Annotated in this window: 12 protein-coding genes; 4 read left to right on the top strand and 8 right to left on the bottom strand. The window is 68.9% G+C overall.

What is annotated here, in order from left to right:
* Positions 1-215: 215 nt before the first annotated feature.
* Entirely contained in the window at positions 216-977 is a 762-nt protein-coding gene (locus tag R3E10_00360) for a matrixin family metalloprotease (GenBank protein MEZ4414183.1), read from the top strand.
* 13 nt (positions 978-990) lie between these two features.
* Here the strand turns inward: R3E10_00360 and R3E10_00355 are convergent, their stop codons facing one another.
* From R3E10_00355 to R3E10_00330, 6 genes are all read right to left on the bottom strand, one after another.
* Positions 991-2355 (bottom strand): sigma-54 dependent transcriptional regulator, encoded by a 1365-nt coding sequence (locus R3E10_00355; GenBank protein MEZ4414182.1) that lies wholly within the window; start codon positions 2353-2355, stop codon positions 991-993.
* A 1-nt stretch (position 2356) separates the two neighbouring features.
* The gene (locus R3E10_00350; GenBank protein ID MEZ4414181.1) at positions 2357-3025 is read right to left on the bottom strand and encodes a hypothetical protein; all 669 of its coding nucleotides are present in this window, start codon (positions 3023-3025) and stop codon (positions 2357-2359) included.
* 84 nt (positions 3026-3109) lie between these two features.
* Positions 3110-3676: an RNA 2',3'-cyclic phosphodiesterase gene (gene thpR, locus R3E10_00345; protein MEZ4414180.1), complete on the bottom strand. Its 567-nt coding sequence runs from the start codon at positions 3674-3676 to the stop codon at positions 3110-3112.
* Positions 3677-3725: 49 nt separating this feature from the next.
* Positions 3726-4757: an EamA family transporter gene (locus R3E10_00340; protein MEZ4414179.1), complete on the bottom strand. Its 1032-nt coding sequence runs from the start codon at positions 4755-4757 to the stop codon at positions 3726-3728.
* A 90-nt stretch (positions 4758-4847) separates the two neighbouring features.
* On the bottom strand, positions 4848-6368 hold the full coding sequence (locus R3E10_00335; GenBank protein MEZ4414178.1) for a YifB family Mg chelatase-like AAA ATPase: 1521 nt from the start codon (positions 6366-6368) through the stop codon (positions 4848-4850).
* 74 nt (positions 6369-6442) lie between these two features.
* The gene (locus R3E10_00330; protein ID MEZ4414177.1) at positions 6443-7249 is read right to left on the bottom strand and encodes a hypothetical protein; all 807 of its coding nucleotides are present in this window, start codon (positions 7247-7249) and stop codon (positions 6443-6445) included.
* A 314-nt stretch (positions 7250-7563) separates the two neighbouring features.
* Here R3E10_00330 and R3E10_00325 point away from each other — a divergent pair, with 314 nt between their 5' ends.
* The 3 genes from R3E10_00325 to R3E10_00315 are packed head-to-tail and all read left to right on the top strand — an operon-like array spanning position 7564 to position 10402.
* A complete protein-coding gene (locus R3E10_00325) occupies positions 7564-8724 on the top strand; it encodes a Re/Si-specific NAD(P)(+) transhydrogenase subunit alpha (GenBank protein ID MEZ4414176.1) in 1161 nt (386 codons plus the stop codon).
* Between the two features lie 6 nt (positions 8725-8730).
* Complete coding sequence (locus R3E10_00320; protein ID MEZ4414175.1) at positions 8731-9009, top strand: NAD(P) transhydrogenase subunit alpha; 279 nt, start codon at positions 8731-8733, stop codon at positions 9007-9009.
* A 10-nt stretch (positions 9010-9019) separates the two neighbouring features.
* Positions 9020-10402, top strand: coding sequence for an NAD(P)(+) transhydrogenase (Re/Si-specific) subunit beta (locus tag R3E10_00315; protein ID MEZ4414174.1), 1383 nt, complete (start codon positions 9020-9022; stop codon positions 10400-10402).
* A 108-nt stretch (positions 10403-10510) separates the two neighbouring features.
* Here R3E10_00315 and R3E10_00310 read toward each other — a convergent pair whose 3' ends face one another.
* The gene (locus tag R3E10_00310) at positions 10511-11155 is read right to left on the bottom strand and encodes a hypothetical protein (GenBank protein MEZ4414173.1); all 645 of its coding nucleotides are present in this window, start codon (positions 11153-11155) and stop codon (positions 10511-10513) included.
* A gap of 4 nt (positions 11156-11159) precedes the next feature.
* Positions 11160-15200 (bottom strand): ATP-binding protein, encoded by a 4041-nt coding sequence (locus R3E10_00305; protein ID MEZ4414172.1) that lies wholly within the window; start codon positions 15198-15200, stop codon positions 11160-11162.
* Positions 15201-15296 lie beyond the last annotated feature (96 nt).

The raw sequence follows: 15296 nt of genomic DNA, 5'->3' as shown, positions 1-15296 counted from the left end.
CGTGGCGTCGAAGAGGAGCGGTGCGTTCGGCGGGCGCCGTGAAGGATCGGGAACTTCGTTCCGTGGGAACCACTCCACAAGGCGAGCCATGTTTGCCTGGAGCCGGCAGCGCCGCAGCTTCCCGAGGTGGGGCCTTCGACGATCACCAGGCGGGTGGCCTGCTGCCTGGCAGGCTTCGTGCTCAGTCGGGTGGCAGCCTCCACCACGGATCGTCCATGCATCGAGAGCCCACCCTCAGCAGCCGCGTCCTGGGCCTGTCCGTCCTTGGCCTCGCCGCTGTCCTGGGAGCGCGCACGCTCCAGCAGGCCTGGCCGGACGGGCACGCTTCCGGGGTCCCCTGTCCGGACGAGGCGTGCATCGAACAGGGGCTGGAGGCGGAGGCGCCCTTGGGAGAGGCCACGCTGTCGCGTGCGCAGGTGTGCGTGGACGTGGGCTACCTCTGCGCGGACCCGGCGGCTCCGGACTCGTTCCGCGTCCTGCGGTGGCCGGACCCCGCCCGGGTTCTGGTGGTGGCGGTTCCTCTTCCCGACGAGGCGCCGGTGCGAGCGGAGGCACTCCGGCGGGCAGCCATCCGCGGCATCCTGCGATGGGACGGAACGCCGATGCGCATTCGTATCGCCGAGCGTGCCACCGCTGGCGAACCGGTCGACTTCGAGATCCGGTGGGCGACGCAGCTCGACGACCGGCGGCTCGGCGTCACGCGCTACGAATGGCGGCGGCGGGGGAAAGAGTCGCACTTTCGCGTCGTGGATCTCGCGCTCGTCACCCGGGATCCGTTCAACCTCGGTCGAACGCTCGCACCTGACGCCATGGAGCTGGCCGCAGCGCACGAGATGGGGCACGCGCTCGGGCTCGGGCACAGCGACTCGCCGGAAGACGTGATGTATCCGGAGAACACGGCGCTTCGGCTGACGGCCCGTGACTACGCCACCGTAGCAGCGCTCTATCGCCTTCCTGACGGCGCCCTGGTGCGCTAGCCGAGCCGGCTCCTCAAACGCTCTCGCGCGTCAGGTCGTAGCGCTCGATCTTCTTGTACAGATTGGAGCGAGGCATCTCGATGGCACGCGCGGTCTCGGAGACGTTCCAGTCGTGCTCCCTCAGCTTGTGCAGGATGTAGGCACGTTCAGCCGCGTCCTTGAAGTCGCCGAAGGTGGCTGCCTGCAGGAGCTCCCCGCCCAGCCCCATGGTCGAGTCGCGTCCCCGGACCAGACGCACGACGTCATCGGCCCCGACCTCGTTACCCTGCGCCAGGATCATCAGGCGCTCGACGGTGTTGCGCAGCTCGCGGACGTTGCCTGGCCACTCGAGTTCCGACAACCGTGTGAGCGCCTCCTGACTGAACGTGCGCTCAGGAGCGCGACGGGAATCGATCATGGCGCGTGCGAAGTGCCGGACCAGCATGGGAACGTCGTCTCGCCGCTCCCGCAAGGGTGGCACATGGATGGGAACGACGTTGAGGCGATAGAAGAGGTCTTCCCGAAAGCGGCCCGCCCCGATCTCGTCCTCGAGCTGCTTGTTGGTGGCCGCGATGACACGCACATCCACGCGGGCCGCCTTCGAGCCGCCGACGCGCGTGATGACCCGCTCGGCCAACGCGCGCAACACCTTCGCCTGGGCGGCGGGCGACATGTCTCCGATCTCGTCCAGGAAAAGGCTGCCCCCGCTCGCCTGTTCGAATTTCCCCACGCGGTCGGAGACCGCACCAGTGAACGACCCCTTCAGATGGCCGAACAGCTCCGACTCGATCAGCTCCGAGGGGATCGCCGCACAATTGACCTCGATGAAAGGACCGTCGCCGCGTGAGGAGAGCCGATGGAGAGCACGAGCGACCAACTCCTTTCCCGTGCCGTTCTCCCCCGTGATCAGGACATCGGCATCGGTGGGCCCCACCTTCTCAACCACTTGCAGCACCTGACGGATCGCGAAGCTACCACCCACGATCTCGAAGCGGCTCTCGAACTCGCTTTTGAGGCGCTCGACCGACTGGGAAAGCCCCTTTCGCTCCAGTGCGTTGCGCAGCGTGACCAGCAGGCGGGTGGTGTCGAGCGGCTTCTCGAGGAAATCGAACGCGCCTTCGCGCGTCGCCTCCACAGCCGTGTCGATGGTCCCGTGCCCCGAGATCATGATGAAGAGGCCCGTGGGTTCCCGCTCCCGCAACGTGCGCAGGAGCTCCAGCCCATCCATTCCGGGCATCTTGACGTCGAGGAAGCTCACGTCGGGCGCCAGCGCCTCGTGCACGTCCAGGGCAGCATACCCCGAGTCCGCGACCCGAACCTCGTGCCCCTCGTACTCGAACACCTGCTGCAGCGCGCCCCGGATGGACGCCTCGTCGTCGACGATCAGGATCTTGGCCATGTCACTCCGCCTGTCCCGACACGATCACCAGCCGGTCGCCCTCCACGTAGGCAGACCGCAGGCCGGCCGGCAGCCGCACGTAGAGCGCCTGCTCGGGAAGGCCCGGGGGGCGAGCGCGATCCAGCGATGCGATGACGCTGGGCGCGGTCTTCCGCGGGAGTGGGATGCGGGCGAGCCGAATCCGGTCCACCAGGAAAGCCGATCCCTGCCCGTCGAAGGGGATGAGCGTGCCGATCACCGAAACCTCCACCGTGTCTGGCAGGACGTCGATCGTCCCCCGCAGGTCGGGCAGATTGGACACGTCCGCGACGACGAGGCGTCCCGACAACTCCAGACGCCCGTCCTGGATCTCGACGACCGGATCGACGATGGAGGCGGGCACCTGTGAGCGGGCGTCGAACCGGAGCAGGCTGGTAAGCTCCAAGCCGTTGAGCTCGGCCTGGCCCTCACGCCCGCGCAATCCCTCCACGCGCGCCCGCGCAGCGGAGGCCACGCGCTCCGAGGGCGCCTGGCCGGGCACCGCATCGGACGGAGCCGCCGCTTCGATGCCGATCCGCTCCTCCAGCGCCGGGAAGACACGATCCCCCCAACGCCACCCCGCGTAGGCCGTCACCAGCAGCAGCGCACCCGTGAAGACCGCACCGATCAAGCGCCTGATCGCTCCGAACACCCGTCGTCGCTCCGTTGGACCGCTCCGGCCGCCCGGAGTGGGCGGACCTGCCCCCTGGTACCACCGACTGCACCGGGAGTTCGGTCAGGTGGTCCGAGGCGCCAGGGCGCTCTGGTGTACGACGGCATAGCGGGCCCCGTCACGCCCCAGGTGACTCTGCATGAGCTCGATGGTCCGCACCGTGGTGCGTTGTTTGTGCCGGAGTCGGGCGACGTGCTCGTCGAGGCCGCGAAACGCGCCGGCCCCCTCCTCAGTGCCGCGCGCCAGCGTCACGTGGGGATGGAAGGCACGCGTCTCCCGCTCGAAGCCCAGTTCCCCGAGGCTCCATTCCAGGTCTTGCTTGAGGCAGCGCAGGGCCGGCGAGGGATCGACCCCCAACCACAGGATGCGCGGCTTGCGGATGGTGGGAAAGGCACCGAACCCCTTGCATTCGAGGGTGAAGGAGCCGTTGCCGGCTCCGATGCGGTCCAACCGTTCCGAGATCTCGGTGACACGCAGCGGATCGACATTGCCCAGGAACTTCAGGGTGAGGTGGTACGTGTCGGGATCCAGCCAGCGAAGTGGGTAGCTGGCGGCACGCAGGCCTTCGGTCGCGTCAGCGATCTTGCGCTGGTCGGCCTGGGAGAGGTTGATCGCGACGAACAGGCGCATCTGGACCTGGGAGGAGGGGTCCGGCTGCTCGGAACGGAACGCGCCGAACCTATGAATCCGCCGAGGTCGTGGGCAAGGCAGCCGCAGGGCTTCCCGTCCCGACTCTGGTCTCGGCCAGGCCCGGGGCCTCGCCAGCGGAGTCCAGACGCACCGCCACCCGAACGGGCGCCCGCCGTACTCCCGTCTCGCGGGTGATCAACCCCACTGAAAACACGATCACCGTCGCAGCCAAGGCCGTGCGCGGCGCCAACGGCTCGTCCGCCAAGGCCCACCCGAGGAAGAGCGCCACGGCCGGGTTCACGTAGGAATAGGTCGCCACGCGTGCGGCAGGCTGCACGCGCAGCAGCCAGACGTACGCAGGATAGGCAATGAGGGCTCCGAACACGATCAGATAGGCCAGCGCGAGGAGGGAGCGCAGCGAAAGCGCGGACAGATCGAAGACCCGCAGCTCTCCCGTGGCCGCACCGACCACGCCGAGGAGCACGCCGCCCGCGAGCATCTCCATGGCTGTGGCCAGCCTCGGAGACTCGGGCAACGCGGCCGTTCTCGAATAGATCGAGCCAGACGCCCAGGCGAGCGCGGCCACCACAACGACCCCAGCCGCCACCAGGCCGCCCGCGTCCCCGTATCCGAAGTCATCGTGCGCCACCAGCAGGCCCACCCCCCCCAGGCCTACCGCCAGGCCCAGCCAGAGCAGGGGCGTGGGACGGCGACGATCTCCGAATCCCCAGTCCACGAGCACGATCCAAAGGGAGACGGTCGCCACGAGAAGCGCGGCGATTCCCGAAGGCACGTACTGCTCGGCCCACACGACGCCGCCGTTGCCGCAGAGCAGCAGCAGTCCCCCGACGATGGTCGCACTGCGCCACTGCCCCAGCGACGGGGCCCGGGCTCCCCGCACCCGCGCCCAGAGATACAGCACACCTCCGGCGACCACGAAGCGAATGGAGGCCATCAGGAAGGGGGGGAGGGTCTCGATGGCCAGCCGAATGGCCAGGTAGGTCGATCCCCAGATGATGTAGACGGCGGCGAAAGCGCTCAGGATCCGAAGCCGTCCCGGCTCCGACCTCGCGGTGGACATGGATGCGCGCGTGCTCAGGAAGGGAGGTGCACACGCGCACCTCCGGCCCGGAAAGCTCGAAGGCGGTTCGACCTCCTGCAATGGCTGGCGTCAGGACGCTTCCCGGCGGAACTGCAACGCTTCGGCCACGTGGCGCTCTTCCACCTGCGCAATCCCGTCCAGGTCGGCGATCGTCCGTGAGACGCGTAGCACCCGGTGGTAGGCGCGGGCAGACAACGCCCAGCGGTCCGCAGCCCGCAACAACAGCCGTTGCGGTGCCGGCCCCAGCGGCACGGCGTGCTCCAGGTCCGCAAGGGCCAGAGCCGCGTTCGTGTGCGCGCTGACCGCCGGAAACCGGTTCTTCTGAGCACGACGGGCGCGCGCGATGCGCTGCAGGATGCCCTGCTCCGTCCCCTCCCCGGCCCCTCCGCCCGCGAGACGGTTGAGCTCCACGCGAGGCACCCAACTGAAGAGGTCGATGCGATCGAGGAGCGGACCCGAAAGCCGTGCGCGGTAGCGTCGCACACTGTCCTCGCTACAGGCACAGGCGATCCCCTGCGCACCCCGAAGTCCGCAGGGACACGGGTTCATGGCCGCGACCAATTGGAAGCGGGTCGGGAACCGTGTCGTGACCCGTGCCCGACCGATGGTGACGTGCCCTTCCTCCAGCGGTTGACGAAGGGCCTCCAGCGCGCCCCTGCGGAACTCCGGCAACTCGTCCAGGAAAAGCACACCCAGATGGGCGAGACTCGCTTCGCCGGGCCGGGGTGGCCGGCCACCACCGACCAGTCCCGCGTCGCTGACGGTATGGTGCGGCGCGCGGAACGGGCGGGCATGGAGCAGCGACGCGCCTGCCGGCAGGAGACCGGCGACCGAGTGCACTCGGGTGACTTCGATGGCCTCCTGTTCATCCAGTGGGGGCAGGAGCGTCGCCAGTGCCCGCGCCAGAAGTGTCTTCCCCGCTCCTGGCGGGCCTTCGAGAAGGAGGTTGTGTCCTCCCGCAGCAGCGATCTCCAGGGCACGCTTCGCGCGCTCTTGACCACGAATCGCCGCCAGTCCGGGCGACGCCCTGGTCTCGGTCTCCCGTGGGTGGCGCGCCGGGCGACGAACGACGGCGAGCGCCGGATCCCGGAGTTGCGCGACCAGCTCAGACAGATGGGACACGCCGAAGACGTCGAGGCCGGAGACCGCTGCCGCCTCCTCCGCATTGGCGTCGGGCACGACGAGCCGGGACACGCCGGAGGAGCGGCAGGCCAAGGCGACAGAGAGGGCGCCGCGCACCGGCCGCACGGAACCGTCCAGACCCACCTCGCCGACAAACAACGTATCCGAGAGGGCCGCAGGCGCGAGGAGCTCGGCCCCCACCAACAAGCCGAGAGCGATCGGTAGGTCGAAGGAGCTCCCCTCCTTGGGCAGGTCGGCCGGCGCGAGGTTCACGACGATCCTCCGCGGAGGGATCCGGCAGCCGACGTGCGTCAGGGCCGCAAGGACGCGGTCCCGCCCCTCCCGCACCGCGCCGTGGGGCAGTCCCACGACCTGGAAGCAGGGCAGGCCCAGGGAAACGTCAACCTCGACATCGACGGGAGCGGAGTCGATTCCGAGCAGGGCCGCCGAACGCACACGCGCCAACATGTGCACGAAGCTGCCGGCGCGGGCGGGCGCGGGAATGGAGGGACGCGCCGTCCCTCCACCCCCGGAGAACCAGATCAGCGGCGACGGCGTCGCCGTGGGGGCCCTTCGTCGTAGTGGTCCCTTGACGATCCGCCCAGACCGATCGAGACGCCCATCTGAAAGGTCACCAGATTCGCCTCGCTGAAGACGGGGAATACGGTGATGGACCCGTCAGGGTTGTCCTGGATGTCGCCCTCCGTCAGGTACTCGGCCTCACCGTTCTCATGGTAGATGGCCGAGACATCCAGATACACCGGGGTCCGCCCGCGCGAGACGCGGAACTGCAGGCCAGCGCGGCTCTTCCACCCCCAGACCAGGTCGTCGAAGTTCGTTGTGTCGAACACGCCGTCGCGCTCGAAGTCGTCGACGCCGTTCAGTGACGACGTCGTCTGGAAGTAGGAAAGACCACGCGCGACGCCCACATAGGGTCGCACGCCACCCAGGTCGATGCCGACTTCCGCACCCAGGTCGGCGAAGGCGATCTGATTGGTCGTGGTCAGGTCGGCGATCACCCGGCAGCCCACGAGGTCGCTGATGCATACCTCCTGGCGCTCCCGGCCGTACACCAGCACGCCACCATCCACGCGCACTCTGAAGATCCCCGCCGGGTCGATCGCGTAGCCCAGGCCCCCACCGATCCCCCAGCCATCGTCGACGAACTCGGAGAACTCACCCACCGGGTCGCCCACCAGGAGCCCGAGGTCGAGAAAGAGCCGCGGCTCGCGCCACGTGTCGAAGCGGGGCTCGCCCCGGAAGCGTTGTGCCTGAACCGGCGCGGCGAACGCAGCAACCAGCCCCACCACCAACCACGCTTCCCTCGCCCTCCCCCTCGTCCGCCTCATCGTTCCCTCCCGTCCGTGGATCCCCCTACGCTCGAGGCGGACGGTGGCAACGCGCGTGCCGCGCGACTTCCACACCTCCACGCCCTGGAAACCCCTCCATTTCAAGGAATGTGTGCACGAAGGCCCGAGGACCGCGCCTTGGAGTCCGTCCTCGTCAGTGCGCGCTGGGCCGTGGACTTCGTCCCCCCTGGGGGACAATCCGGACCGCATGACGTTGCCGAGTCCCGATCCGCCCGTTATCTCCGTAGCGCCCAAGGGCCAGGGGTGGCCCGTGACGTCGACGAAGGACCTGAACGGCCGACCCAGGAGGGCCGATGAGGATTGCGGTTCCGCGAGAGACCCACGAGGGAGAACTGCGGGTCGCGCTCGCGCCGGACGCGTGTGCCAAGCTCGCCAAGAAGGGGCACGACATCATCGTGGAAGCCGGGGCCGGTACGCGGGCCGGCTTCCCCGACGCAACGTACGAGGCCGCGGGCGCCAAGGTGACGACGGGATCACCAGGCTGGCTCGCAGGTGCGGACGCGGTGGTGCGCGTTCAGCCCCCTGAGAACGAGGCCGACACGCCGGAGGGCTCGGTGCTGATCGCCTTCCTCAGCCCACTCACTCGCCCCGACCTCCTGCAGCGGCTGGCCGCGCGCAAGGTCACGGCGTTCGCCATGGAGGCGGTCCCGCGCATCACCCGGGCGCAGAAGATGGATGCTCTGTCCTCGCAGGCGACGGTGGCGGGGTACCGCGCCGTGCTGATCGCCGCGCAGGAGCTGCCCCGCTTCCTCCCCATGTTCATGACGGCCGCGGGCACGATCCCACCGGCAAAGGTCCTGATCCTCGGCGCCGGGGTCGCCGGCCTCCAGGCCATCGCCACCGCCCGCCGGCTGGGCGCGGTGGTGTCGGCCTTCGACGTGCGGCCCGCCGTGAAGGAGCAGGTGCAGAGCCTCGGAGCCACGTTCCTCGAGGCCGAGCTCGACCAGAGTGCCGAAACCGCCGGCGGCTACGCGCGCGCGTTGAGCGACGAGGAGCACCAGAAGGAGTTGGCGCTGATCGGAAGCGCTTTGCCCGACATGGACGCGGTGATCACCACCGCGCAGATCCCTGGGAAGCCCGCGCCCCGTCTGATCACCCGCGCCATGGTCGAGACCATGCGGCCGGGCTCGGTCATCGTCGACCTGGCTTCGGAGAGCGGAGGGAACTGCGAGGTGACCCGCACCGGTGAGCGCGTCGTCCATCACGGTGTGACGGTGGTGGGACCGGTCAATCTCCCAGCGAGTCTGCCCTATGACGCGAGCCAGATGTATGGCCGCAACGTCCAGGCCTTCCTCGAGCACTTGAGCCCCGAAGGGGCGCTACACCTCGACTTCGAAGACGAAATCACCAAAGGCGCCTGCGTTACCCACGCAGGCGAGGTCCGCTTCGGGCCGGCCCGGGCATCGCTCGGATTGCCGCCGCTGGCTCAACCCGCTTCCGCAACGTCCCAGTGAGGTGACATGGGTCCCCTGTTGATCGGTCTCTACGTGTTCGTGCTGAGCATGCTGGTGGGCTTCGAGGTCATCACCAAAGTCCCACCTACGCTGCATACGCCTCTGATGTCGGGTGCCAACGCCATCTCCGGCATCACCCTGATCGGCGCGTTGGCTGTCGCATCCATGGCGACCACACCACTGCTCACCTGGCTCGCAGTCGTGGCCATTGTCATGGCGACGATCAACGTGGTCGGTGGTTTCATGGTCACCGATCGGATGCTCCAGATGTTCAAGCGGCGCTAGGCGGACCTCGATGAACACACTGACTATCGTGCAGCTCGCCTACCTGGTGTCGGCGATGCTCTTCGTCTTCGGCCTCAAGCGCCTGGGCTCGCCCGCGACCGCTCGTCGGGGGAACCAGATGGCTGCCCTGGCCATGCTGGTGGCGATCGTAGCGGCCGTGCTCGAGCGCGGCGTGCTCGATTGGCGGATGGTGGCGCTGGGCCTGATCCTCGGTACGCTGATCGGCGCCGTCCTCGCGCGCCGCGTGCAGATGACCTCCATGCCGGAGCTGGTCGGCGCCTTCAACGGCTTCGGCGGTGGAGCCTCCGCAGTGGTGGCCGCCGCCGAGTTCGTTCGCTTGAGCGCCATGGGCAATCTGCCGGTCATGGAAGGCTCGACGATCATGGCGAGCACCCTGATCGGTGCCGTGACGCTCTCCGGTAGCTTCGTGGCCTTCGGCAAACTGCAGGGAATGATCAGCGGCAGTCCTATCACATTCCCGCTGCAGAAGACCGTGAGCGCGCTGGTGTTCCTGGCGCTCCTCGCCATGGGCTTCGTGTTGGTGGCTCAGGCACCCACCCACAGCATCTTCTGGATCTTCAACGGACTGGCACTCCTGTTGGGGATCATGCTCGTCATTCCCATCGGCGGTGCCGACATGCCGGTGGTGATCTCGCTGCTCAATTCCTATTCCGGTTTGGCTGCGTCGGCCGCCGGATTCGTGATCGGCAACACCATCCTCATCATTGCGGGAGCCCTGGTGGGCGCGTCGGGCCTCATCCTGACGCAGCTCATGTGCAAGGCCATGAACCGGTCCCTGACCAATGTCGCGTTCGGGGCCTTCGGCGCCGTGGCCGGACAGGCCAAGATCTCCAGGGGCGATCGGCCGGTCCGCGACGTGGACGCAGAGCAGGTCGCGATGGTGCTGGGCTATGCCCAGTCGGTCATCATCGTCCCGGGCTATGGTCTCGCGGTCGCACAGGCCCAGCACGAGCTCCGCAAGGCCGCCGACCTGCTCGCCGAGCGTGGCGTCGAGGTGCGGTACGCCATCCATCCGGTGGCGGGGCGCATGCCCGGACACATGAACGTGCTCCTGGCCGAGGCGGACGTGCCCTACGACAAGCTCTTCGACCTCGACGACATCAACGACGAGTTCGAGCGCACGGATGCGGTGTTGATCGTGGGCGCCAACGACGTGGTCAACCCTGCGGCCCGCGACCCGGGCAGCGTGATCGCGGGCATGCCCATCCTGGACGTGGACAAAGCCCGCAACGTGATCGTGATCAAGCGCAGCTTGAGCCCCGGCTTCGCCGGCATCGACAACGATCTGTTCTATATGGACAAGACGATGATGTTCTTCGCGGACGCCAAGGCCGCCATCTCGGATCTGGTGCGGGCGCTGAGAGAGCTCTGAGCCGCGCGGAACGAAACGGCGGACCCCTGGATGTACGACGCCCGCCTCCACCCCGGAGGCGGGCGTTTCGTTTGCAGTCGCTGGCACCGCCGAGCGGCGCGAATCGGCTCAGGTACGCAGATGAGCCAGGATGCGGCGAACCTCGCCTCGCAACGTCCCCAGCTGGTCTCGGACCTCCTCGAGTTGGTCACTCGCCAGGCTGGTGGGCACGCCCGTCCCGTGGAACAGGGCGAAGAAGAGTGCGTCGGTGTGGCCGACATTGGCGAAGGTCACGCCGCGGTCGATCACGCGGTTCAGCCTGAGCACCTCCCTCAGCAACATTGGAGTGCCGCGTACTGACGGAGGCGTCGCGAACATCAGGCGGAGGGTCGCCTCACGAAGCAGCTGGAACTCGTCGATGATCTCCCCGGCCGCCAGTCCCCGCATGGCGCCCACCGATCCATACAGTTCCGCGCACTGCCGCCAGTAGGGCTCGACCTGCGCGCGATAGGGTCCCAGGCATGCGGGCAGGAGCACGAGCAGCTCATCGAAGAACTCGCCCAGCAGCGCCTTGACCTCGGGCTCCAGCCCACCCGCGCGGGCATCGACGTCCAGCAGCCAACGCGAAGCCAATACGCCGGAATGCTCGGCCAGCCAACCCCCCAGATCCGTGCGGTCGAGCCCCCTGAACTCGCTGTCCACGGCCGACGTGCGCGCCGAAGTGCGCGGGGTTGCGCCACGCGCGGATCCATCGGGGGTGGGGTCTGAGGTCACGGCGTCAAGCTCGCGCTTCGCCCCTGGACCCGCCAGTCTCGGCCTCCCCTGCCCACGGCAGCAGCGTCATCCGAATGGTGGTCCCGCGGCCGAGCTCGCTCTCGGCCTCGACGCTGCCCCCCCAGGACTCGATGAGGCGGCGCACGATCGCGAGACCCAGCCCCGTCCCGCGGGAGCGCGTCGAGAAGCGCGGCTCGAATACGCGTGCGAGATCCGCCTCCGAGATTCCCACGCCATCGTCGACCACCGCCAGCTCCACCTGGCCCGGGAGCGCCGCCGCTCGAACCTCGACCCGCCCTTCGGAGCCCACGGCTTCGCGGGCGTTCTCCAACAGGTTCACCAGGACCTCCTTCAGCTCGCTTTCGCGGGCCTGCACGGGAGGCAGTCCGTCCGGGACGGTGCTGCGGAATTGGACACCGCGGTCGCTGGTTTCGTACAGCGCCAGAAGATCGGCCACCACCGGCGCGAGCTCGACCCGCTCGATGGGGGCACCCCCGCCTTCCCCGCCCGGCGCCGAGAAGCGGGAGAAGCTCCCTGCGATCTGGGCGAGGCGGTCGATCTCCGTGAGGATCGCATTGGCGTTGCGCTCGAGGACGTTTCCATAGTCGTCGGCGCCGTCCCTCCAGGCCCGCTGCAGGTGCTGGACCCCCAGCTTGATCGGTGTCAGCGGGTTCTTGACCTCGTGCGCGATCTGCCGAGCCATCTCCCCCCAGGCGAGGACCCGCTCCGCCCGCATCTCATCGGTGACGTCGGCCAGGCTGAATACCGCGCCCCCCAACGGCTCCGCTCGCGAGATCCGCCGACCCCGCACCCTCACGCGGCGTTCACCGAACGAGAACTCGACGGTTCCCTCGGGAAGGCCGTCCTCGAAGAAGCGCTCGATCCAACGTCCCAGCTCGGCGGCGCGTTCGCCCCGGTCTCCGGGAACGGTCTCACCCAAGACCAGATCCGTTCCCAAGATCCCCTCGGCGCGGGGATTGACCAGCACGACGCGCCCCTCCGGATCGAGCGCGATGACGCCGGTGGCGGCTTCCTCGACGATGGCCTGAGTGCGACGCGTCGTGCGGGTCAGAGCCTCACGGGTCGCGCGCAAGCGCGCCACCATGCGATTGAAGGCTTGGAACACCGTCCCGAACTCGTCATCGCGCTCTTCGGTCAGGCGCGTTTCCAGGTTGCCCGCGCCCACGCGCTCCGATGCCACCCGCAAGGTCTCGATGGGCCGCGTCAGCGTGCGCCCCACCAGAAACGCCAGCGCCAGCGACAGGGCTCCGCCGAGGAGGATGGTGAACCCGAGCACGTCGAGCGTCTCGCGACGGCGCAGGGCGGTGGCTCCCACCTGGAGGCTCGCGGGCGACGCCAGGACGCGCCCCCCACCGAGCGCGCGGTAGGCCATCACGTACTGCCAACCGCCCAGGCGGCCCGGCACGGAAGAGGTCAGCGTCCGCCCCTCGGCCAGGGACCGATGCACGCCGATCGGGAGCCATCCGGGATAGATGCCCAACTCCACCAACTCGAGCACGGCCCCCTCCAGCAAGGCTCCATCGCGATACAGCAGGAGATCGGCGCCGATCTGCGTCGCGAGCGGGCCGAGCGCCCGGCCGGGACCGGGATAGGCTTCAGCCGCTTCCTCGACGCCGCGGGTCGCCAGCGCCTCGGCCGTTCGATCCGCAGCCCGTGAAAGGGTCTGCAGCGCGAGCACGCCGATCACCAACGTGGAAAGCAGGAAGAATCCGAAGAGCGCGAGTGTGACCCGGCCTCGGAACGACGTGACCACACCGGTCCAGGGAATCCCCAGCCGACCCGGACGGGTCCGCGCGGAGGCGCCCAGCCCGAAGAGGATGCCTGCCAGACCGAGGGCCAGTGCCAGCAACAACGTGCCCCGCACGACCATGAGGAACGGTCCGGCCAGCGCCAAGCGGTAGCGGGCGCGGTAGTCCCCTTCCGGAAAGCGAACGATCCGCTCTCCGGTCAGGCCCTCGTTGGTGAAGTACCAGTCCACCGCCTCGCCCGCCCCCGGCTCGTCGTCACCCAGCGGCACAAGGGAAAGCGGGCCCCGACCGGTCCGCTCGACACCGGAGAACAGTGGGCCGAGCGGAGAGGCGCCGGCCACGTCACGGCGCGGCGGTAGCACCGCACTGCCCACCATGCCATCGCGTAGCGGGTAGGTGGCCAGGTAGAGGACCTCGGGGCGATCCACCCGCCGGATGAGAGACGACGTGGCTGTACGGGCGCGGTCGAGCTCGCTCGTCTCGAACACGGGGGCCGCGGTCCCCACGCCGATGGGAAGCACCTCCCGGGGCAGGTTGTCCTCGGTCCAGAGCGTGAGCCAGATGGGGGCCTCCACCTCGGAAAGCCCGGAGCTCTCCCATGCCTCGTAGAGCAGCTCGATGGGACGCTCCAGCTCCGGCTGCAGCCGCCACAACTCCTCGCCCAGGCGCTCGAGCAAGAACTCGACATAAGGATCCGACGCGGAGCCCAGATGCCGCATCTCGGTCTCGGCAACTTCCATCCGTGCGTGCGTACGCTGCGACCACACGAACGGGGCGACCGCCGAGGCCGCCAGCACGCCGGCGACCGCCACGGTGAGGAGCAAGCGATGCCGCCCCTCCCGGCTCCCCAGCCCCGCACTGGCCAGGGCCAGACCCGGAGCCCAGGCGCCGAGCCAGAGCGCGGGGACCGCAAGGCCGAACTGCACACGGGCTGCCAGACCAAGCCCCGCCAGCGCGTTCGCCACCAGCGCCAGGGCAAGCCACCCGAGGCGCACACCACGGTCGCCGCGCCGGGGCCGGCCCAACGAGAACGCCAGCACCAACCAGACCGTGGCCGCCGTGCTGAGAACCATCGCGTAGACGATCCAACGCGGTTCCGGACCCGCGAGGATCGACGTAGAGACTCCGCCACCCAGCCATCCCGTGAGGAGAGGCAGCCCGATTCCGCCACCCACCCCCGCGATCCAGACCCCCCAGCGTGCGGACGGTAGACCAGCGACACCCAGCAGCAGAGCAGCAGCGCCAACGATCAGCAGGACCCGTCCCAGCGAGAAGGGCAGCGGGCCCGGCAACAGATAGTCGGCCGGAGAGAAGAACGGGAAGGCGCCGAACAGCCGATCGAACGGCAGAAAGCCCGCCACCAGCGCCACGGCGACGGCCACGATGCGCACCCGCCGTGCGGGCGGGCTCACCCGCACCAGGAACAGCCACGCCAGGATCGCCAGACCGAGCACCCACCGCGACCAGCGGGCGAAAGTGTCACGCTGCCGTTCCGCCTGCGCAGGTCGAACCACCTGCATGCTGAAGAGCGTCTCCTCCTGCCACCGGAAGTCCCAGACTCCCGGCCCTTGCACCCGCTCCACGGTGGTGATGCGGATCTCCTCACCCGTATCCACTTCGAAGCGCGAGGAGAAATCCTCTCGCGCCTCAGATGCCAATGAGCGGGGAAGATCTGCCCTCAGCAGGACGGCGCCCACCGCGGTTCCGTCCCCCGCCTCGCGTGGAAGCGTGAAGTAGAGGTATCCGAACAGCGGACTCTCGCCGTAGTCGTAGCTGCGAGCTCCAGTGCGGACGCGCTCGGGGACCGGTCCGTGGTGCAAGCCCGACCACACGAGGGGGACTCCGGCCGGGTCGTACACGGCGAGCGCGGACAGGCCCGAGCGCCGGCGCAGCTGATCCAGCACGTCAGCCTCGGGCACGTCTCCAGCAGATCCCCGCGACAGCACCGCCAACGCGTCGTTCCCCTCCGCGATGAGCGCCTCCATCCGCTGCTGCAGCGCCTCGCCCGCTCTCTCCTCTTCGGCGGCCCAGAAGGTGGGCCAGTCGTTCCCGATGCGGGTCAGCGAGCGCAGCCCAACCGCGGCCACCACGCTGGCGAGTCCGAGCAGGAGGGTGAGCAGCGTAGCCGGGAGGCCGCGCCAGCGACCGTGCAGCCAGCCCGCCGCCAACGCCACCAGGGCCACCGGAATCCATAGCCAGGACGGCCAACGCAGCCAGCCGAACAGCGCCAGCAGCGCGGCCCACGCGTGGCCGGGGCTCCGTTCCAGGGACTTCACGGCGCTTGAACCCCCCCGAGGTGGGGGGGTAGGAACCGACCAGGGTCTCCGGAACGTCCGGGGGCCGGCACGAGCCAGGTCTCAACGCTGGGACGT

It is taken from the genome of Gemmatimonadota bacterium, assembly GCA_041390105.1.
Lineage (GTDB): Bacteria > Gemmatimonadota > Gemmatimonadetes > Longimicrobiales > Gaopeijiaceae > JAGQIF01.
This window is presented reverse-complemented; position numbering and strand designations above follow the sequence as displayed.

Bases quoted from the DNA above. Each gene is read 5' to 3' on its own strand.
- R3E10_00360 (MEZ4414183.1), top strand. From the start codon at position 216: ATGCATCGAGAGCCCACCCTCAGCAGCCGCGTCCTGGGCCTGTCCGTC.
- R3E10_00355 (MEZ4414182.1), bottom strand. From the start codon at position 2,355: ATGGCCAAGATCCTGATCGTCGACGACGAGGCGTCCATCCGGGGCGCG.
- thpR (MEZ4414180.1), bottom strand. From the start codon at position 3,676: ATGCGCCTGTTCGTCGCGATCAACCTCTCCCAGGCCGACCAGCGCAAG.
- R3E10_00340 (MEZ4414179.1), bottom strand. From the start codon at position 4,757: ATGTCCACCGCGAGGTCGGAGCCGGGACGGCTTCGGATCCTGAGCGCT.
- R3E10_00335 (MEZ4414178.1), bottom strand. From the start codon at position 6,368: ATGTTGGCGCGTGTGCGTTCGGCGGCCCTGCTCGGAATCGACTCCGCT.
- R3E10_00330 (MEZ4414177.1), bottom strand. From the start codon at position 7,249: ATGAGGCGGACGAGGGGGAGGGCGAGGGAAGCGTGGTTGGTGGTGGGG.
- R3E10_00325 (MEZ4414176.1), top strand. From the start codon at position 7,564: ATGAGGATTGCGGTTCCGCGAGAGACCCACGAGGGAGAACTGCGGGTC.
- R3E10_00320 (MEZ4414175.1), top strand. From the start codon at position 8,731: ATGGGTCCCCTGTTGATCGGTCTCTACGTGTTCGTGCTGAGCATGCTG.
- R3E10_00315 (MEZ4414174.1), top strand. From the start codon at position 9,020: ATGAACACACTGACTATCGTGCAGCTCGCCTACCTGGTGTCGGCGATG.